Source organism: Protofrankia symbiont of Coriaria ruscifolia (assembly GCF_900634745.1).
GTDB lineage: Bacteria > Actinomycetota > Actinomycetes > Frankiales > Frankiaceae > Protofrankia > Protofrankia californiensis.
Window position 1 is genome coordinate 65,291 of the sequence record NZ_CAAAFR010000183.1, and the last position, 17,602, is coordinate 82,892.

The window sequence follows — 17,602 nt, forward strand, 5'->3', positions numbered from 1 at the left end:
ACCGCGCCGCCTTCGGCCTGGGTTTGTGGTGCTCCTCAGTACTATTTCGTCAGTACTGTTCGGTTTCGACGAACTCCGAGCTGTCATCGGCCGGGTCGCTGAACGGGGCCGAGTACGTGTCGGTGCCGTAGGTGTCCACTGCCTGCCGCGGGTCGAATCCGGGCGGGGAGTCCTTGAGCTGCAGACCCATCGCGGCAAGCTTCGTCTTGACCTCGTCGATCGACTTCTGCCCGAAGTTGCGGATGTCGAGCAGGTCCGCCTCGCTGCGGGACACCAGCTCACCGATGGTGTGAATACCCTCACGCTTGAGACAGTTGTAGGAACGGACGGTGAGGTCCATCTCCTCGATCGGCAGTGCCAGATCCGCGGCAAGCGCGGCGTCCGCGGCGGACGGGCCGATGTCGACGCCCTCTGCCTCGGCGTTCAGTTCCTGCGCAAGGCCGAAGAGGCCGACGAGTGTCTTTCCGGCACTGGCCATCGCGTCCCGCGGCGAGATCGACTGCTTCGTCTCGACGTCCACGATGAGCCGGTCGAAGTCGGTACGCTGCTCGACGCGGGTTGCCTCGACCTTGTAGGTGACCTTGAGTACCGGGGAGTAGATGGAGTCCACCGGGATCCGGCCGATCTCCTGCCCCGGCTGCTTGTTCTGGGTGGCACTGACGTAGCCACGACCTCGCTCGACGGTCAGTTCGATCTCGAGCTTGCCCTTGTCGTTCAGGGTTGCCAGCACCAGGTCGAGGCTGTGGACCTCGACGCCAGCCGGCGGAGCGATGTCCGCCGCGGTCACCACTCCCGGGCCCTGCTTGCGCAGGTACATCACGGTCGGATCGTCGTTCTCCGAGCTGACGACCAGTTCCTTCAGGTTCAGGATCAGGTCGGTGACGTCCTCCTTCACACCGGGGACGGTGGAGAACTCGTGCAGCACCCCGTCGATGCGGATGCTGGTCACCGCCGCACCGGGGATGGACGACAGCAGGGTCCTTCGAAACGAGTTGCCGAGGGTGTAGCCGAAACCCGGCTCAAGCGGCTCGATGACGAACCGCGAGCGGAACTCCGAGATCGGCTCCTCGATCAACGTCGGGCGCTGGGCAATAAGCATGGTTACATCCTTCCGGACACGGCGACCGCTATATGACGCCGTGACTACGGCTCCGGCCGGAGCCCGTGGACGAGGCCTCTGTCCACCCCGCCCACGTCGTGCCTGTTCCAGTCTGGACTACCTGGAACGGACCCACCTGGAACAAGACTACTTGGAGTAGAGCTCGACGATGAGCTGCTCCTGAACCTGGGTATCGATCACCTGGCGAGCCGGCAGTGAGTGCACCAGCACCCGCAACTGGCTGGGAATGACCTCCAGCCAGGCCGGGACGGTGCGCTGACCGGCAGTCTCACGAGCGATGATGAACGGGGTCAGCTCACGTGCCTTGGGCGCGATCTCGATGATGTCGTTCTCGCTGACCCGGTAGCTGGGGATGTCGACCTTGCCGCCGTTGACCACGACGTGGCCGTGGCGGACGGCCTGACGCGCGGCGTCCCGGGAAGGAGCGAAGCCGGCGCGGTACACAACGTTGTCGAGCCGCGATTCAAGGATCTTCAGCAGCTCGTCACCGGTCTTGCCGGTACGCCGGTTGGCCTCGTCGTAGTAGCCGCGGAACTGCTTCTCCAGAACGCCGTAGATACGCGCGCACTTCTGCTTCTCACGCTTCTGCAGCAGGTACTCGGATTCCTTGGTGCGGCCCCGGCCGTGCTCGCCCGGAGGATAGGGCCGGATCTCGATCGGGCACTTGGGCGACTCGCACTTGCTGCCCTTGAGGAACAACTTCGTCTTCTCACGGCGGCAGCGCTTGCAGTCCGCGCCGGTGTAGCGGGCCATGCTTGTCCTTCTCTCCTTTTTCGGCCAGAGATGGCGCGACGATGTGCTTCTTCGCGCCATCGGAGGCCTTAAGCCCTGGTGTTGCTGGCGCGAACCCGACCGGAGGTGACACGATCATGTCCTGCCCCGCGCCACCGGAAGCCGTGATACTGCTGTTGGTCAGACCCTGCGTCGCTTGGGCGGCCGGCAGCCGTTGTGAGGAGTCGGGGTCACGTCCTGGATGGCGCCGACCTCAAGGCCAGCTGCCTGCAGGGAGCGGATCGCGGTCTCCCGCCCCGAACCGGGACCCTTGACGAAGACGTCCACCTTGCGCATCCCGTGTTCCTGCGCCTTACGGGCGGCGTTCTCCGCTGCCATCTGCGCGGCGAAGGGAGTCGACTTCCGTGATCCCTTGAATCCGACATGGCCAGCGCTCGCCCAAGAGATCACGTTCCCGCTGGGATCGGTGATCGAAACGATCGTGTTGTTGAAGGTGCTCTTGATGTGGGCGTGGCCGTGCGCGACGTTCTTCTTTTCCTTGCGCCGGACCTTCTTGATGCCGGCGGCACGCGTCTTTGGCGGCATATGCGTTCGTGATCTCCGTTTGCGAGGTCGTCGGTCAGAGCCCGGTCATGGCTGCCATCGGTGGCCACGTCGGCCGGGGCCGCTGACTACTTACTACTTCTTACCGGCCTTCTTCTTACCGGCGATGGCACGGCGCGGGCCCTTGCGGGTACGCGCGTTGGTGTGGGTTCGCTGACCGTGGACGGGAAGATTGCGCCGATGCCGCAGCCCCTGGTAGCAACCGATCTCCATCTTCCGGCGGATGTCCTGACGCACCTCCCGGTGCAGGTCACCCTCAACCCGGTAGTTCGCGTCGATCCACTCCCTGAGCCGGACGATCTCCTCGTCGGTCAGGTCCCGAACGCGCGTGTCGGGGTTGACTCCGGTTGCGGCAAGAGTCTCCAGGGAGCGGCTACGGCCGATCCCGAATATGTAGGTGAGAGCAATCTCCACCCGCTTCTCACGCGGGAGATCTACGCCGGACAGGCGTGCCATGCCAGGTGTTTCCTTCCTGTACCGGAGGTCTTGAGCGTCCCCGTCCCGTACCGACGAGCTGTTCGCCGGCCCGGGCCCCGGCCTCCGACCGGGGGTGAGTACCGCGTGACGCGGCCTGGTGACGCTTGGACGGGCGTTGCGCCACCTCGGCAACCACAGGCACCAGCCTGGGCCTGGGGCTACCCGGCGGAGCGGTCAGCCCTGACGCTGCTTGTGGCGCAGGTTGTCACAGATGACCATCACACGACCATGGCGACGGATCACTTTGCACTTGTCGCATATCTTCTTGACGCTCGGCTTGACCTTCACGGCTGCACGAACCTCCCTTGCGCAGCCGCTGGGGCGCGCGTGCGAATGGCTGGGGTTGTCACCAGACTGCCGACGACAGCGGGAAGCAGGATCACGCTGTCGGTAGCCAGGTAGCTTACTTGTAGCGGTAGACGATCCGACCACGGGACAGGTCGTAGGGCGACAGCTCGACCACCACCCGGTCCTCCGGAAGGATTCGGATGTAGTGCTGACGCATCTTGCCACTGATGTGGGCGAGCACTCGATGACCGTTCTGGAGCTCGACCCGGAACATCGCGTTCGGGAGTGGCTCCACAACTCGGCCTTCGATCTCGATAGCCCCGTCTTTCTTCGGCATGTCCTCCGCTGTCCTACCCTCGGGTGTCCGACGGTGGACACAGACGAACATCAATGCCCCGCTAACCGTCGGCTTTTAAGTGTACGTGGCCCACCCGTCAAGGGCCAACCCGGCTCCGTCACTGCTGTCGGAGGCCCAGGTTCCCGGGCCGCGCAAGGCGGGGCCTGCCCACGCGGCCCCGCCGTCGACGTCGGGTGTCGGGAGCGGACGGAGGTGCGGCGGGGGCGACCGCGGCGACGGGATGACGTCAGGACGCGGGGGTCTCGGCCGGCTGGCCGCAGGTCACTCCCAGCTCGGCGAACTGCGCCGTACCACCGTCCAGGGCCGTCAACACCCAGGGCCCGCGTGAGGTCACCGCGACCGTGTGCTCGGTGTGCGCCGCCCAGGAGCCGTCCGTGGTGGCCACGGTCCACTCGTCGTCGAGAACCCGGGTGTCCGGCCGACCCATCGTGATCATCGGCTCGATCGCCAGCGCGATCCCCTCGACCAGGCGGATCCCCCGGCCCGGCCGCCCGTGGTTGAGAACATGTGGTGGCTGGTGCATCTCGGTCCCGATACCGTGACCGCCGTAGTGATCCACTATGCCGTACCCCCGAGGGCTGACAGAACGTTCGACCGCCGCGGAGATGTCGGTCAGTTTGCCACCCAGCTGCGCGGTTGCCAGACCCTGCCACAGCGCCTGTTCGCACGCCTCGATCAGATCGAGAAAAGGCTGGGGCACCGTCCCGACCGGGACAGTGATCGCGGAGTCGCCGTGCCAGCCATCCGCGATCGCGCCGCAGTCGACGGAGATGATGTCTCCTTCGCGCAGTACCCGCTTGCGGTGCGGTATCCCGTGGACGACCTCGTCGTTCACCGACGCACAGATCGACGCGGGAAAGGGGGGCTGACCGTAGCCCTTGAAGGAGGGGATCGCACCGTCGTCGCGAATCGACTTCTCCGCGATCGCGTCGAGCTCCTCGGTGGTGATCCCCGGTTCGACCGCTGCACGCAGCTTTTCCAGGGCACGCGCGACAACAAGTCCCGCCACGCGCATCTTCGCGATCTCACTGTCGGTCTTGATCTGGACATGCTCTCGTCGCGCCACGCTCGTCGCCCCGGTCCGTATCCCTAGTAACCCTTTGTCCTGCACGCCTGTGACGGCGGTCGTCCCATACGCCTCCGGTGGCGCGAACAGTGGAGATCACGCTATCGGAGCCGGCTGGTCCCGTGCCCGTGAGCTTGCCATCGGTACCCCGCCCCGCCCAAGTGTGCCTGTCGCGCTGCCACGTTGCCGGTCGTATCAGAGCGGCCACACAATGCCCCGGGCACATGATGCCAACCGCACGGTGCCGGTCGCACGGTGCCCGGTGGTACCGGCCCCGATCCCGCGAGGCATGCCATCCGCGGGGCAGGCTCAATGGTCAGGGACGTCAGCTCGCGTAGTGACGCAGGGCGTCGAGCGCGCGGTCGGTAACGTTGTCCACCGGGCCGGTCGCGTCGATGCCGATCAGCAGGCCCTTCGCCGCGTAGTAGGCAACCAACGGCGAGGTCTGCTCGGCATAGACCTCCAGACGGTGACGTACCGTCTCAGAACGGTCGTCGTCCCGCTGGAACAGCTCGCCGTTACAGCGGTCACATATGCCTTCCAGCGCGGGTGGATCGAAGTCCATATGCCAGATGTGACCACAGTTACGGCACGTCCGCCGCCCGGACAGGCGCCGCACCACCTCGTCGTCATCGACTACGAGCTCCAGGACGACGTCCAGGCGTGTCCCCATCTCCTCGAGCAGCTGACCCAGCACCTCAGCCTGGGGCACGTTGCGGGGGAAGCCGTCGAGCAGGAAACCCTTGGCCGCGTCGTCCTCGGCCAGCCTGTTGCGGACCATACCGATGGTGACCTCGTCGGGGACAAGGTCACCGGCGTCCATGTACTGCTTGGCGAGCACCCCCAGCTCGGTGCCCTCCCGGACGTTCGCCCGAAAGATGTCTCCCGTGGAAATCTTGGGAATTGACCGCGCCTGGGCGATGAACGCGGCCTGGGTGCCCTTGCCGGCACCCGGCGGTCCGACCAGTACGAGGCGCACTACCGCAGAAAACCTTCGTAATTGCGGAGCATAAGCTGGCTTTCGATCTGTTTCACCGTCTCCAACCCCACCCCAACAATGATCAGTACTGAAGTCCCGGCGAACGGGAAGGGTTGCTGTTTGGTGAGGTTCAGCAGGGCCAGTGGGAGGACGGTGATGGCACCCAGGAAGAGCGAACCCGGCAGCGTGATCCTGGACAACACCCGGTCGAGGTACTCCGCGGTGGGGCGTCCTGGCCGGATGCCGGGGATGAAACCGCCGTACTTCTTCATGTTGTCCGCCACCTCGGTCGGGTTGAAAGTGATGGCCACGTAGAAGTAAGTGAAGAAAATGATCAATCCGGCGTAGATGACAAGGTACAACGGATGGTCGCCACGAGCCAGATAGCGCTGTTCGAAGTCCTGGAAGGTCGTGTTGCTCCATACCTGCCCGAGCAGCTGCGGCAGCTGTAGCAGCGCGGATGCGAAGATCACAGGGATGATGCCCGCCTGGTTGACCTTGATGGGCAGATAGGTCGAGGTACCGCCGTACATCCTGCGCCCGATGAGACGTTTGGCGTACTGCACCGGGATGCGGCGCTGCGACTGCTCGACGAACACGACGAACACGACGATCGCGAGCCCGAGCAGACAGACGAGGGTGAAGACCACCCCGCCAGCCACCTGGAGGATCCGGCTCCCCTGGGAGGGCAACGCCGCCGCGATCGACGTGAAGATCAGAAGGGACATTCCGTTACCCACGCCACGAGCGGTGATCAGCTCACCCAGCCACATGATGACAGCGGTGCCGGCGGTCATGGTGATCACAATGACCGCCACCCGGAACAGGCTGGTGTCCGGGATGATCGGCGTGGCGCAGCCGGGGAACAGGTTGCCGCTGCGGGCGAGGGCGACGATGCCCGTGGCCTGTAGGATGGCCAGCGCAATCGTCAGATAACGGGTGTATTGGGTGAGTTTCTGCTCACCGGAGCTGCCTTCCTTCTTCAGCTGCTCAAGCCTGGGGATCACCACGACCAACAGTTGGATGATGATGCTTGCCGTGATGTACGGCATGATCCCGAGCGCGAAGACGGACAGCTGTAGCAGCGCACCGCCACTGAACAGGTTGATCAGCGAATAGACGTTGCTGCTGTCAGCACTCGCCGAGGACAGACAGGCGTTGATCGCTTTGGTCGACACCCCGGGGGAAGGCAACACGCTGCCGATCCGGAACAAAATGACGATCCCGAACGTGAAGAGCAGCTTCTTGCGCAGGTCAGGCGTGCGGAAAGCCCGTGTGAAGGCGGTGAGCACGACTCCTCCTGCTGATCGTCACGGCAAACGCACTCGGTGGACGACTGTCCCGACCGAAGATTAGGACCGGCAGTGCGCGGTGTGCCGACTGTAACAGTAGAGACGGTCCACTCGTCCCGACATGGGCCTGCGGCAGGTCCAGCCTCCCTGGTCACCACAGGACTCGGAAGGGTGCGGAGCTGTCGTCCACCTCCGGCAACCAGCGGCATCAGGGCATCAACCTCGGCGTTCGAGGCGTTCGGGGTAAGGGTAACGGTAGAGCGCCGCCCGAAGCCAGCAAACTCGGGCGGCGCGGCGGCCGTAGCGGGCGGAACAGGCGGGATCGCCGGACGGCAGCCCTCCGGCGTGAGCTGTCCGGTGCGCGTTCTAGATCTCGGTGACGCTGCCGCCGACAGCAGTGATCTTCTCTTTGGCCGTTGCGGAAAAGGCATGGGCGCGCACGCTCAACGCGATCCCGATCTCCCCGTCACCCAGCACCTTGACCAGAGCATTGCGGCGGACGGCACCGGCGTCAACAAGATCATCAACGCCGATCTCACCACCGTCGGGGAACAGTTCGGCAAGAATCGCGACGTTGACGACCTGGTATTCGGTGCGGAACCGGTTCTTGAAGCCCTTGAGCTTGGGCACCCGCATGTGCAACGGCATCTGGCCACCCTCGAAGCGGGCCGGAACCTGCTTGCGGGCCTTCGAACCCTTGGTGCCGCGACCGGCGGTCTTGCCCTTGGATCCCTCACCACGACCGACACGGGTCTTGGCCTTGTGGGCACCCGGAGCGGGCCGCAGGTGATGGACCTTGAGGCCACGTCCCCGTCGGGCATCGGCGGTCTCCGGCTCGGTTGCCTTGGTCAGCTCGCTCATGCATCCACCTCCTCGACCTTGACCAGATGAGTCACGGTCGCGATCATCCCGCGCACCTCTGGACGGTCGTCCCGTTCGGTCGTCGCGTTGATCCGGCGCAGGCCGAGGGTCCGCAACGTTTCACGCTGGTTACGGGTCCCGCCGATCTCCGAACGGATCTGTGTGATCCTGAGACGGGCCATCAGAGACCGGCCCCGACCGTGCGGGCACGCAGCATCGCCGGCGGCGCCACGTCCTCGATGGGCAGACCCCGGCGGGCTGCGATCTCCTCAGGGCGCATCAGACCCCGTAGCGCCGAAACAGTGGCGTGCACGATGTTGATGGGGTTCGACGAGCCGAGCGACTTCGACAGGACGTCATGGACGCCCGCGCACTCAAGCACCGCGCGGACCGGGCCGCCGGCGATGACACCGGTACCCGGGGAAGCCGGCTTCAGGAGCACGACCCCTGCCGCGGCCTCGCCCTGGATCGGGTGCGGGATCGTCGAGCCGATCCGCGGCACCTTGAAGAAGTGCTTCTTGGCCTCCTCCACACCCTTGGCGATGGCGGCCGGCACCTCCTTGGCCTTGCCGTAGCCGACGCCGACGGTGCCGTCGGCGTCCCCGACCACGACCAAAGCGGTGAAGCTGAAGCGCCTACCGCCCTTGACGACCTTTGCCACCCGGTTGATGGCGACAACCCGTTCGACGTAGGCGTTCTTGTCCTGCGCCGGACCGCCGCCCTGGCGGTCGCGGCGTTCCCGACGGTCAGAGCCGCCGGAGCCGCCTCCGCGGCGCTGCTGGCCTGGCATCAGTCAATCTCCCTGTTCGTTGAATGTCCGCGCGTGGAAGGCCGAGGCATCAGAACTCCAACCCGCCTTCCCTGGCGGCGTCCGCCAGCGCGGCGATACGCCCGTGGTAGGTCCGACCGCCGCGGTCGAAGACCACCGTGGTGATCCCGGCCTTGCGGGCGCGTTCGGCGACCAGCTGGCCGACGGCCTTCGCGCGGGCGGTCTTGTCGCCGTCCACGGTACGCAGCGCGGCGTCCAGCGTGGACGCCGAGACCAACGTGTGGCCGGCGAGGTCGTCCACGACCTGGGCGTAGATGTGACGGGCCGAGCGGGTGACCACGAGTCGCGGGCGGGTGGGAGTACCCGCCACCTTCTTGCGTATCCGCACGTGCCGGCGAAGCTTCGCCGTACGCCGCTGAGCGCTGACACTGACAACCATGATCCGTTCCTCTACTTCCCGGACTTGCCGACCTTGCGGCGGACGACCTCGCCCTGGTACCGCACGCCCTTGCCCTTGTACGGGTCGGGCTTGCGGAGCCGCCGGATCTTGGCTGCCACCTCACCGACCTGCTGCTTGTCGATCCCGTAGATGACGAAACGGGTCGGCGTCTGCACCTCGAACCTGATGCCCTCGGGAGCCTTCACCGCGACCGGGTGGCTGAAACCGAGAGCGAACTCCAGGTCGGAACCCCGAGCCTGCACGCGGTAGCCGACACCGACGATCTCAAGCGTCTTGGAGTATCCGGCGGTGACGCCGGTCACCATGTTCGCCACGAGGGTGCGGGTCAGACCGTGCAGCGCACGGGAGCGACGCTCGTCGTCCGGACGGCTGACGAGCAACCGGCCGTCCTGTGCACTGACAGTGATCGGCTCTGCCACCGAGTGACTGAGAGTGCCCTTGGGGCCCTTGACCACGATCTCCGGGCCATCGACGGAGATGTCCACACCGCTTGGCACCGGAATCGGTAGACGTCCGATACGTGACATCGCGCGACTCCTTACCAGACGTAGGCGAGGACTTCCCCGCCTACCCCGCGCTTGTTCGCCTGTTTGTCGGTCAGCAGACCCGATGACGTGGAGATGATCGCCACGCCAAGCCCACCCAGCACCTTGGGAAGGTTGGTCGCCTTCGCGTAGACCCGCAGGCCCGGCTTGCTGATGCGCTTCACACCGGCGATGGACCGCTCCCGGTTCGGGCCGTACTTCAGCTCCACGACAAGGGACGCGCCAACAGCCCCGTCCGGTGGCTCCTCAACGTGCCACCCGGCGATGTACCCCTCCTGCTGGAGGATTTCCGCGATATGCGTCTTGATCTTGCTGTTCGGCATCACCACCTGATCGTGGTACGCCCGGTTGGCGTTGCGGACACGAGTCAGCATGTCCGCAATCGGATCTGTCATCGTCATGGGGCTGGAACCTTCCTCGCGACGGTTCCCCGCAGCACAGGTACGGGGCCTACCGCGAACGGTGGGTGGTGTGCGTCAGCTGCCGGAGGCTTCGCCGACGTCGGCGCAGTTCGCCATGCAACGACTAGCAGTGCGTCTAGCAGTGCGTCGTACTGACGGACAGCGGTACGGCCGCTACCACGAGCTCTTGGTGACCCCAGGGAGCTCGCCGCGGTGCGCCATCTGCCGCAGGCAGACCCGACAGAGGCCGAACGCCCGGTAGACCGACCGCGGACGCCCGCACCGCTGGCAGCGGGTGTAACCCCGCACACCATACTTCGGCTTGCGGATCGCCTTCTCAATCAGTGCTTTCTTCGCCATCTGACCTGTTTCTTCCAGGGCCTCCGGCCGTGCGAAAAAATCATCGCACGGCCTTTGGCCAACAGCCTCTCCCAGGCCTCCGGCCGTGCGAAAAAATCATCGCACGGCCTTTGCCTGGCTAGCTCTCCCGGAAGGGAAAGCCCAATGCCCGGAGCAACGCCCGACCTTCGTCATCGGTGGTTGCGGTCGTGACAACCGTGATGTCCATACCGCGGACCCGGTCGATCCGGTCGATGTCGATCTCATGGAAGATCGACTGTTCGATCACGCCGAAGGTGTAGTTGCCGGAACCGTCGAACTGCTTCGGCGACAGCCCCCGGAAGTCGCGGATACGCGGGAGGGCGATCGAGACCAGCCGGTCCAGGAACTCCCACATACGGTCGCCGCGCAGGGTCACCTTCGCGCCGATGGGCATTCCCTCGCGCAGCTTGAACTGCGCGATGGACTTCTTCGCCCGCCGGACGGCCGGCTTCTGGCCGGTGATCGAAGCAAGATCCCGCAGCGCCCCGTCAATGAGCTTGGCGTCCCGGGCGGCGTCACCGACGCCCATGTTGACCACGACCTTGACCACGGTCGGAATCTGCATCACGTTCGCGTACTGGAACTGCTCACGCAGGTTTACCGCGATCTCCTCGCGATACCGCTGCTTGAGCCGCGGCAGCGGACGGGCTTCAGTGGTAGTTGTCATCTCTCGTTTCCTTGCAGCCTCTGCCCAACGGACCGCGATCCCCACGGCGACCCGGCAGGGCCGTGGGAGACGCCGCGTGCCCGGAGGGCACGCAAGCCGACAGGAACGCCGCCAGGCGCCGCCTGGGCGCCGCCGGTAATCCCGTCGATCACATTAGCCATGTCTGTCTACAGCTCGGTGCCGGTACGGCGGGAGATCCGCACCTTCGTGCCGTCGTCGTTGATGCGGTAGCCGATCCGGGTGGGGCGGCCGTCGGAAGGATCCACGATCATGACGTTGCTGATGTGGATGGGCGCTTCCTGGGTGATGATCCCGCCGGACTGCGAACCGCGAGCCGAGGTGTTCACCCGGGTGTGCCGGGTGACCCGGTTGGCGCCCTCGACGAGCACCTTGTTCTCGGTTGGGAAGGCCTTGATGACCTTTCCCTTCAGACCGCGGTCCTTGCCCGTCACGATCTGGACCGTGTCACCTTTTCTGATCTTCATTCCGGCCACGGTCACAGCACCTCCGGCGCCAGCGAAATGATCTTCATGAACTTCTTGTCACGCAACTCGCGACCAACCGGCCCGAAGATACGTGTGCCTCGGGGATCTCCGCCGTCCTTGATGAGCACAGCCGCGTTCTCATCGAACCGGATGTAGGAGCCGTCGGGGCGCCGACGCTCCTTGGTAGTGCGTACGACGACCGCCTTGACCACGTCACCACGCTTGACGCCGGCCCCGGGCAGGGCGTCCTTCACGGTCCCGACGATGATGTCGCCGATACCGGCATAACGACGCCCCGAACCACCGAGTACGCGGATGCACAGCAGTTCCCTGGCACCCGTGTTGTCGGCGACCCGAAGTCGCGACTCCTGCTGGATCACTTCCCGCTCCCGAACTGCGTCGGCGCCCGCCTGCCGGCGGCCGGCTCGCTGGACCTACTGTGCGGCCTCCGGCGACGCGAAGAACATCATCGCGTTACCTTCGGCCATCCCCAGACCTGCAACGCCTCCGGCGACGCGAAAAGCATCATCGCGTCGCCTTCGGCGGGTCGACCTACTTGGCTTTCTCCAGAATTTCCACCACACGCCAGCGCTTTGTCGCCGACAACGGACGGGTCTCCATGAGAAGAACCCGGTCACCAACACCGGTGGTGCTGTTCTCGTCGTGCGCCTTGACCTTCTTGGTACGCCTGATCGTCTTGCCGTAGAGCGGGTGCTGCACCCGGTCCTCGACGGCGACAACCACGGTCTTGGCCATCTTGTCGCTGACCACCAGGCCCTCACGGACCTTGCGGAAGCCACGACCGGTTTCCGCGGCCGGCGTCTCGTTCTGCGCGATCGCTGCCGCGCTGTCCGTCGTCGGGGTGTCGTCCGTTGTCATCCCACTCACGCCCGTTCCGCCTGGGTTGCCGTTTGCAACTGCTCGGCGTCGTCAGCTACGACAGCCACGCCGGTTTCCACGAGCTCCGGATCGTCGGCAAGACCCAGCTCGCGTTCCCGCAGCACCGTGTAGATACGCGCGATGTCACGCCGGACGACCTGCAACCGGTGGTTGTTGGTGAGCTGGCCGGTCGCGGCCTGGAAGCGGAGGTTGAACAGCTCCTCCTTGGCCTCGCGCAGCTTGTCCACCAGATCCTGCCCGGACAGGGCCCGCAACTCGTCCGCAGTCACAGTCGCGGCCGCCATCACGCACCTCCCTCACGGGTCACGAACCGGCACTTCATCGGCAGCTTGTGGATGGCCCGCCGCATCGCTTCCCGTGCCACCGGCTCGGCAACACCCGACAGCTCGAACATCATGCGCCCGGGTTTGACGTTGGCGATCCACCACTCGGGCGAACCCTTACCGGAACCCATCCGGGTCTCAGCCGGCTTCTTGGTCAGCGGGCGGTCCGGGTAGATGTTGATCCAGACCTTGCCGCCACGACGGATGTGGCGGGTCATCGCGATACGCGCCGACTCGATCTGCCGGTTCGTCACGTAGGCGGACTCGAGCGCCTGGATGCCGAACTCACCGAACGCGATCTTGGTGCCACCTTTGGCCGCACCGTCACGACTGGGATGGTGCTGCTTGCGGTGTGCGACCTTGCGGGGAATCAGCATCGTCCTAGCCCTCCGTCTCCTGCGTGGCCGCGCCAGCGGACACGGCGGTGTCGGCCGGAGGCGAGACCGGTACCGCGGAGCCTGCGGCCTCGGGCGCGGCCGCAGGCTCCGGCGCCGACTCGGCCGCAGCCGCGCTACTGCTGCCGGCAGCCGCGGCATCGCCGCCACCGCCGCCGCCGCGGCCACGGCGCTCGCCCTGACGAGCTGCCGCACGACCGGCATCGGTACCACCCGTGGTGGTACCGGACGAACCCGACCGCGGCCCACGGCGCGGACGCTCGCGGCGGTGCTGGCGCTGAAGTGCCTCCTGGGCCTCCCGCTCCGCACGGCTCTGCACGACGTCGCCCTTGTAGATCCAGACCTTCACGCCGATGCGACCGAAGGTGGTCCGGGCCTCGTAGAATCCGTAGTCGATGTTGGCACGCAACGTGTGCAACGGCACACGACCCTCACGGTAGAACTCCGAGCGGCTCATCTCGGCCCCGCCAAGACGTCCGGAGCACTGCACCCGGATGCCTTTGGCACCGCCCTTCATCGCCGACTGCATGGCCTTGCGCATCGCCCGCCGGAAGCTGACCCGGCTCGACAGCTGCTCCGCCACGCCCTGCGCGACGAGCTGGGCGTCCACCTCGGGGTTCTTCACCTCGAGGATGTTGAGCTGGACCTGCTTGCCGGTCAGCTTCTCAAGGTCGCCACGGATGCGATCGGCCTCGGCGCCACGACGTCCGATGACGATCCCGGGACGGGCGGTGTGGATGTCCACCCGCAGCCGGCCCTGGGTGCGCTCGATGTCGACCCGGCTGATACCCGCGCGCTCCATACCCCGGGACATCATTTTTCGGATCTTCACGTCCTCACCGACGTACGCCTTGTACTGCTTGTCGGCGTACCAGCGAGAGGTGAACTCCGAAGTGATACCCAGCCGGAACCCGTGCGGGTTGACTTTCTGACCCACTACCGGGCCCTCCCTGCAGTCTTCGGTGCGCCGGTCGACGCGCCGCGGGTCGCCGCAACCGGCTTTCGGCTTTCCACGACGACCGTGATGTGGCTGGTCCGCTTGCGGATCCGATAGGCACGGCCCTGCGCCCGTGGGCGGATGCGCTTGAGGGTCGGGCCCTCGTCGACATATGCCTCACCGACCCAGAGCGTTGCCGGGTCGAGGCCGTGGTTGTGCTCGGCGTTGGCCACCGCGCTCGCGACCACCTTGTAGACGTCCTCGCTCGCCGCCTGCGGGGCGAAACGGAGGATGTCGAGGGCTTCGCGGGCGGACCGGCCACGAACCAGGTCGATGACCCGACGGGCCTTTGTCGGCGATACTCGGACGTAGCGGGCCGACGCGCGGGCGCCTTCCAGCCCGGACCTGGTCAGCCCGTCAACAAGAGCGTCAGCCACGACGTGACCTCCGGTCTTCCTTGACGTGGCCGCGGAAGGTCCGGGTCGGTGCGAATTCACCGAGCTTGTGGCCGACCATCCCCTCGGTGATGAACACCGGGATGTGCTTGCGACCGTCGTGTACGGCGATCGTGTGACCCAGCATGTCCGGGATCACCGTCGAGCGCCGTGACCAGGTCTTGATGACGTTCTTCGTGCCCTTGGCGTTCTGAAGGTCCACCTTCTTGAGCAGGTGGTCGTCGACGAACGGGCCCTTCTTCAGGCTGCGTGGCATGGCGTGTGTCTCCTCCTTCCTGCTCAGAATCGGTGGTCAGGCGTTGTGGGACGCCGGATGTGAATCATCGTGATCACCGCCGCCTGTTCTGCTTCCGACGACGGACGATCAGCGCGTCGCTCGACTTGCGGGTTCTGCGGGTACGTCCCTCGGGACGGCCCTTCGGATTCACCGGGTGGCGACCACCGGAGGTCTTGCCCTCACCACCACCGTGCGGGTGGTCGACCGGGTTCATCGCCACACCGCGGACGGTGGGACGACGGCCCTTCCAGCGCATCCGGCCAGCCTTACCCCAGTTGATGTTGCTCTGCTCGGCGTTGCCGACCTCGCCGACCGTGGCCCGGCAGCGGACGTCGACGTTGCGGATCTCCCCCGACGGCATCCGCAGCTGGGCGAAAGGGCCCTCCTTCGCGACCAGCTGGACGCTGGTCCCGGCGCTACGCGCAATCTTCGCACCACCGCCGGGACGCAGCTCGATGGCGTGCACCACCGTGCCGGTCGGGATGTTGCGCAGTGGGAGGGAGTTGCCGGGTTTGATGTCGGCGGTCGTACCCGAGCTGACCACGTCACCCTGCTTGAGCTTCACCGGGGCGAGGATGTAGCGCTTCTCGCCGTCGGCGTAGTGGAGCAGCGCGATCCGGGCGGTCCGGTTCGGGTCGTACTCGATGTGGGCGACCTTGGCCGGCACGCCGTCCTTGTCCCGCCGAAAATCGATCAGACGGTAGGCGCGCTTGTGGCCACCGCCCTGGTGCCGGGTGGTGATGCGCCCGTGGACGTTGCGACCGCCCTTGGAGTGCAGCGGGCGGACCAGCGACTTCTCCGGGTGGTCACGAGTAATCTCGACAAAGTCGGCGACGCTCGAGCCACGGCGTCCCGGCGTCGTCGGCTTGTACCTACGAATCCCCATCGTTATCCACCGTGTCCTAGTCCCCGCACGCCAGGCCCAGCAGGCCCCTGGCTGCGTACTCGTCGGCTTGCATGTCACGCACCGGGACCTCCGAAGATCTCGATGGAGTCTCCCGGCGCCAGACTGACCATGGCCCGCTTGGTGGACTTGCGCTGGCCCCAGCCGGTGCGCGTGCGCTTGCGCTTGCCCGAGCGGTTGCTCGTGTTGACGCTGAGCACCCGGACGTTGAATATCTGCTGGACCGCAATCTTGATCTCGGTCTTGTTCGCGTCCGGGCGGACGATGAAGGTGTAGACGTTCTCGTTCAGCAGGCCGTAGCTTTTTTCGGACACGACCGGCTTGATGACCACGTCGCGCGGGTCGGGGATCACTTGGCTTCCTCCTCGGCTTCCGCGTCGTCATCGGACTCGGCCGGCGCCTGGGCCCCCGACACTTCCGGCGCGTCGGTCGCGGCGGTGGCAGGCCTTACCCCACGGCCACGGGAGGCCTGAGCCTGCGAACGGTCCAGGAATGCGGCCAGGGCACTGCGGGTGAACACCACGTCGTCGCTGACGAGCACGTCGTAGGTGTTGAGCTGGCCGGGGTCGAGCAGATGCACGGCAGGAACGTTGCGCAGGCTCTTCCAGGTGAGCTCGTCGTTACGAGCCGCCACCACCAGCACCCGGCGGGTGTCCGTGATCGTCCGCAGGGCCGTGAGCGCGGCCTTCGTTGACGGTGTGTCACCGATCAGCAGCGACGACACGACATGCACCCGCTGGTTGCGCGCCCGGTCGGACAGGGCGCCGCGCAATGCGGCGACCTTCATCTTCTTCGGCGTCCGCTGGTCGTAGGAGCGGGGCTTGGGACCGTGGACGATGCCACCACCGGTGAACTGCGGAGCACGCAGCGAACCCTGCCGGGCCCGACCGGTGCCCTTCTGCCGGTACGGCTTGCGCCCACCGCCGCGGACCTCGCCGCGGGTCAGTGTGGAGTGGGTTCCCTGCCTGGCTGCCGCGAGCTGTGCCACCACCACCTGGTGGATGAGCGGCACGTTCACCGCCACGTCGAAGATCCCGCCCGGCAGTTCGACGCTGCCGGCCTCACCGCCGACAGGGGCGTGGACGACGACCGTCCGAGTCTGGGGCGGCGCGCTCTGGTCGTCGTCACCCACACCCCGCGACCGCCTACGCGCTGACGCCGTCACGGCGCTCATGCCGATACCTCCTCGCTGGACGTCGCGGCGCTGCCGTCGGCGGGTGCCTCGACGGCGGCCGTCTCGGCGACGGGCTCGAAGTCCGCCGGCGCGGGACGCTTGGCCGCGCTGCGGACGAGCACCAGGCCACCGTCCGGGCCGGGAACCGCACCCTTGATCAGCAGGAAGCCGCGGTCGGTGTCGACGGCGTGGATGCTCAGGCCCGCAATGGTGACCCGCTCGTGCCCCATCCGCCCGGCCATCCGCAGGCCCTTGAAGACGCGGCCGGGGGTGGCGCACCCGCCGACCGAGCCGGGCGAGCGGTGCTTGCGCTCGACACCGTGGCCGGCGCCGAGGCCCTTGAAGCCGTGCCGCTTCATCACACCGGCGAAGCCCTTGCCCTTGGATGTGCCGGTCACGTCCACGATGCTGCCCGCGGAGAAGACCTCGCCGGCCAGCTCCTGGCCAGGGCGGTAGTTGGCGGCGTCCGCGGTGCGCAGCTCCACCAGATGCCGCCGCGGCGGCACACCCGCACGCGCGAAGTGGCCACGCAGCGGCTGGGTCACCCGGCGGGGGTCGACCTCGCCGTAGCCGAGCTGGACCGCCGAGTAGCCGTCCCGATCCGGTGTCCTGACCTGCGTCACCACGTTCGGCCCGGCTTTGATCACCGTGACCGGAACGACGCGGTTGTTCGCGTCCCATACCTGGGTCATCCCGAGCTTGGTGCCCAGGAGCCCCCTGTAGTTGCGATTGAGCATGACTGCGCCGGCCCCT

Annotated in this window: 29 protein-coding genes; all 29 read right to left on the reverse strand. The window is 66.4% G+C overall.

Annotated features, from left to right (window positions below):
* Nucleotides 1-49: 49 nt before the first annotated feature.
* Nucleotides 50-1,099: a DNA-directed RNA polymerase subunit alpha gene (locus CV1CTNOD_RS20670; protein WP_131787643.1), complete on the reverse strand. Its 1,050-nt coding sequence runs from the start codon at nt 1,097-1,099 to the stop codon at nt 50-52.
* 147 nt (nt 1,100-1,246) lie between these two features.
* Complete coding sequence (gene rpsD, locus CV1CTNOD_RS20675; protein ID WP_131787644.1) at nt 1,247-1,873, reverse strand: 30S ribosomal protein S4; 627 nt, start codon at nt 1,871-1,873, stop codon at nt 1,247-1,249.
* A 159-nt stretch (nt 1,874-2,032) separates the two neighbouring features.
* Entirely contained in the window at nt 2,033-2,437 is a 405-nt protein-coding gene (gene rpsK / locus CV1CTNOD_RS20680) for a 30S ribosomal protein S11 (RefSeq protein WP_013875088.1), read from the reverse strand.
* Between the two features lie 93 nt (nt 2,438-2,530).
* Entirely contained in the window at nt 2,531-2,911 is a 381-nt protein-coding gene (gene rpsM, locus CV1CTNOD_RS20685) for a 30S ribosomal protein S13 (protein ID WP_131768515.1), read from the reverse strand.
* Between the two features lie 195 nt (nt 2,912-3,106).
* Entirely contained in the window at nt 3,107-3,220 is a 114-nt protein-coding gene (rpmJ, locus tag CV1CTNOD_RS20690) for a 50S ribosomal protein L36 (protein ID WP_003956441.1), read from the reverse strand.
* 115 nt (nt 3,221-3,335) lie between these two features.
* On the reverse strand, nt 3,336-3,557 hold the full coding sequence (gene infA / locus CV1CTNOD_RS20695) for a translation initiation factor IF-1 (RefSeq protein WP_006541558.1): 222 nt from the start codon (nt 3,555-3,557) through the stop codon (nt 3,336-3,338).
* Between the two features lie 247 nt (nt 3,558-3,804).
* Nucleotides 3,805-4,644: a type I methionyl aminopeptidase gene (gene map / locus CV1CTNOD_RS20700; RefSeq protein WP_131787645.1), complete on the reverse strand. Its 840-nt coding sequence runs from the start codon at nt 4,642-4,644 to the stop codon at nt 3,805-3,807.
* A 325-nt stretch (nt 4,645-4,969) separates the two neighbouring features.
* Nucleotides 4,970-5,623, reverse strand: a complete 654-nt coding sequence (locus tag CV1CTNOD_RS20705) for an adenylate kinase (RefSeq protein WP_131787646.1) — start codon at nt 5,621-5,623, stop codon at nt 4,970-4,972.
* Nucleotides 5,623-6,915 (reverse strand): preprotein translocase subunit SecY, encoded by a 1,293-nt coding sequence (secY, locus tag CV1CTNOD_RS20710; protein WP_131787647.1) that lies wholly within the window; start codon nt 6,913-6,915, stop codon nt 5,623-5,625. The genes CV1CTNOD_RS20705 and secY overlap by 1 nt, the downstream gene beginning before the upstream one ends.
* Before the next feature lie 366 nt (nt 6,916-7,281).
* On the reverse strand, nt 7,282-7,776 hold the full coding sequence (rplO, locus tag CV1CTNOD_RS20715) for a 50S ribosomal protein L15 (RefSeq protein WP_131771015.1): 495 nt from the start codon (nt 7,774-7,776) through the stop codon (nt 7,282-7,284).
* The gene (rpmD, locus tag CV1CTNOD_RS20720) at nt 7,773-7,958 is read right to left on the reverse strand and encodes a 50S ribosomal protein L30 (protein WP_131768520.1); all 186 of its coding nucleotides are present in this window, start codon (nt 7,956-7,958) and stop codon (nt 7,773-7,775) included. Before rpmD ends, rplO begins: the two co-directional genes overlap by 4 nt.
* The gene (rpsE, locus tag CV1CTNOD_RS20725; protein WP_131787648.1) at nt 7,958-8,566 is read right to left on the reverse strand and encodes a 30S ribosomal protein S5; all 609 of its coding nucleotides are present in this window, start codon (nt 8,564-8,566) and stop codon (nt 7,958-7,960) included. The genes rpmD and rpsE overlap by 1 nt, the downstream gene beginning before the upstream one ends.
* 49 nt (nt 8,567-8,615) lie before the next feature.
* The gene (rplR, locus tag CV1CTNOD_RS20730) at nt 8,616-8,984 is read right to left on the reverse strand and encodes a 50S ribosomal protein L18 (protein ID WP_131787649.1); all 369 of its coding nucleotides are present in this window, start codon (nt 8,982-8,984) and stop codon (nt 8,616-8,618) included.
* Nucleotides 8,985-8,995: 11 nt separating this feature from the next.
* Nucleotides 8,996-9,532 (reverse strand): 50S ribosomal protein L6, encoded by a 537-nt coding sequence (gene rplF, locus CV1CTNOD_RS20735; RefSeq protein WP_131787650.1) that lies wholly within the window; start codon nt 9,530-9,532, stop codon nt 8,996-8,998.
* Nucleotides 9,533-9,543: 11 nt separating this feature from the next.
* Nucleotides 9,544-9,951 carry a 30S ribosomal protein S8 gene (gene rpsH / locus CV1CTNOD_RS20740; RefSeq protein WP_131768524.1) on the reverse strand — a complete coding sequence of 136 codons (408 nt, stop codon included), beginning with the start codon at nt 9,949-9,951 and terminating at the stop codon, nt 9,544-9,546.
* Nucleotides 9,952-10,125: 174 nt separating this feature from the next.
* On the reverse strand, nt 10,126-10,311 hold the full coding sequence (locus CV1CTNOD_RS20745) for a type Z 30S ribosomal protein S14 (protein WP_131768525.1): 186 nt from the start codon (nt 10,309-10,311) through the stop codon (nt 10,126-10,128).
* Nucleotides 10,312-10,429: 118 nt separating this feature from the next.
* Nucleotides 10,430-10,999 carry a 50S ribosomal protein L5 gene (gene rplE / locus CV1CTNOD_RS20750; RefSeq protein ID WP_131787651.1) on the reverse strand — a complete coding sequence of 190 codons (570 nt, stop codon included), beginning with the start codon at nt 10,997-10,999 and terminating at the stop codon, nt 10,430-10,432.
* 167 nt (nt 11,000-11,166) lie between these two features.
* Nucleotides 11,167-11,484: a 50S ribosomal protein L24 gene (rplX, locus tag CV1CTNOD_RS20755; protein WP_131768653.1), complete on the reverse strand. Its 318-nt coding sequence runs from the start codon at nt 11,482-11,484 to the stop codon at nt 11,167-11,169.
* A gap of 11 nt (nt 11,485-11,495) precedes the next feature.
* The gene (gene rplN, locus CV1CTNOD_RS20760) at nt 11,496-11,864 is read right to left on the reverse strand and encodes a 50S ribosomal protein L14 (protein WP_013875102.1); all 369 of its coding nucleotides are present in this window, start codon (nt 11,862-11,864) and stop codon (nt 11,496-11,498) included.
* A 172-nt stretch (nt 11,865-12,036) separates the two neighbouring features.
* The gene (gene rpsQ / locus CV1CTNOD_RS20765; protein WP_242606885.1) at nt 12,037-12,363 is read right to left on the reverse strand and encodes a 30S ribosomal protein S17; all 327 of its coding nucleotides are present in this window, start codon (nt 12,361-12,363) and stop codon (nt 12,037-12,039) included.
* Between the two features lie 5 nt (nt 12,364-12,368).
* Nucleotides 12,369-12,668, reverse strand: coding sequence for a 50S ribosomal protein L29 (rpmC, locus tag CV1CTNOD_RS20770; protein WP_131787652.1), 300 nt, complete (start codon nt 12,666-12,668; stop codon nt 12,369-12,371).
* Entirely contained in the window at nt 12,668-13,084 is a 417-nt protein-coding gene (gene rplP, locus CV1CTNOD_RS20775; protein ID WP_131787653.1) for a 50S ribosomal protein L16, read from the reverse strand. The genes rpmC and rplP overlap by 1 nt, the downstream gene beginning before the upstream one ends.
* A gap of 4 nt (nt 13,085-13,088) precedes the next feature.
* Nucleotides 13,089-14,039, reverse strand: coding sequence for a 30S ribosomal protein S3 (gene rpsC, locus CV1CTNOD_RS20780; protein WP_131787654.1), 951 nt, complete (start codon nt 14,037-14,039; stop codon nt 13,089-13,091).
* Nucleotides 14,039-14,476: a 50S ribosomal protein L22 gene (gene rplV, locus CV1CTNOD_RS20785; RefSeq protein WP_131787655.1), complete on the reverse strand. Its 438-nt coding sequence runs from the start codon at nt 14,474-14,476 to the stop codon at nt 14,039-14,041. The genes rpsC and rplV overlap by 1 nt, the downstream gene beginning before the upstream one ends.
* On the reverse strand, nt 14,469-14,750 hold the full coding sequence (gene rpsS, locus CV1CTNOD_RS20790) for a 30S ribosomal protein S19 (protein ID WP_131768532.1): 282 nt from the start codon (nt 14,748-14,750) through the stop codon (nt 14,469-14,471). The genes rplV and rpsS overlap by 8 nt, the downstream gene beginning before the upstream one ends.
* Before the next feature lie 73 nt (nt 14,751-14,823).
* The gene (rplB, locus tag CV1CTNOD_RS20795) at nt 14,824-15,657 is read right to left on the reverse strand and encodes a 50S ribosomal protein L2 (RefSeq protein WP_131787656.1); all 834 of its coding nucleotides are present in this window, start codon (nt 15,655-15,657) and stop codon (nt 14,824-14,826) included.
* 74 nt (nt 15,658-15,731) lie between these two features.
* Complete coding sequence (gene rplW / locus CV1CTNOD_RS20800) at nt 15,732-16,028, reverse strand: 50S ribosomal protein L23 (protein WP_131768534.1); 297 nt, start codon at nt 16,026-16,028, stop codon at nt 15,732-15,734.
* Entirely contained in the window at nt 16,025-16,849 is an 825-nt protein-coding gene (gene rplD / locus CV1CTNOD_RS20805) for a 50S ribosomal protein L4 (RefSeq protein ID WP_131787657.1), read from the reverse strand. The genes rplW and rplD overlap by 4 nt, the downstream gene beginning before the upstream one ends.
* The gene (rplC, locus tag CV1CTNOD_RS20810) at nt 16,846-17,586 is read right to left on the reverse strand and encodes a 50S ribosomal protein L3 (protein ID WP_131787658.1); all 741 of its coding nucleotides are present in this window, start codon (nt 17,584-17,586) and stop codon (nt 16,846-16,848) included. The genes rplD and rplC overlap by 4 nt, the downstream gene beginning before the upstream one ends.
* Nucleotides 17,587-17,602 lie beyond the last annotated feature (16 nt).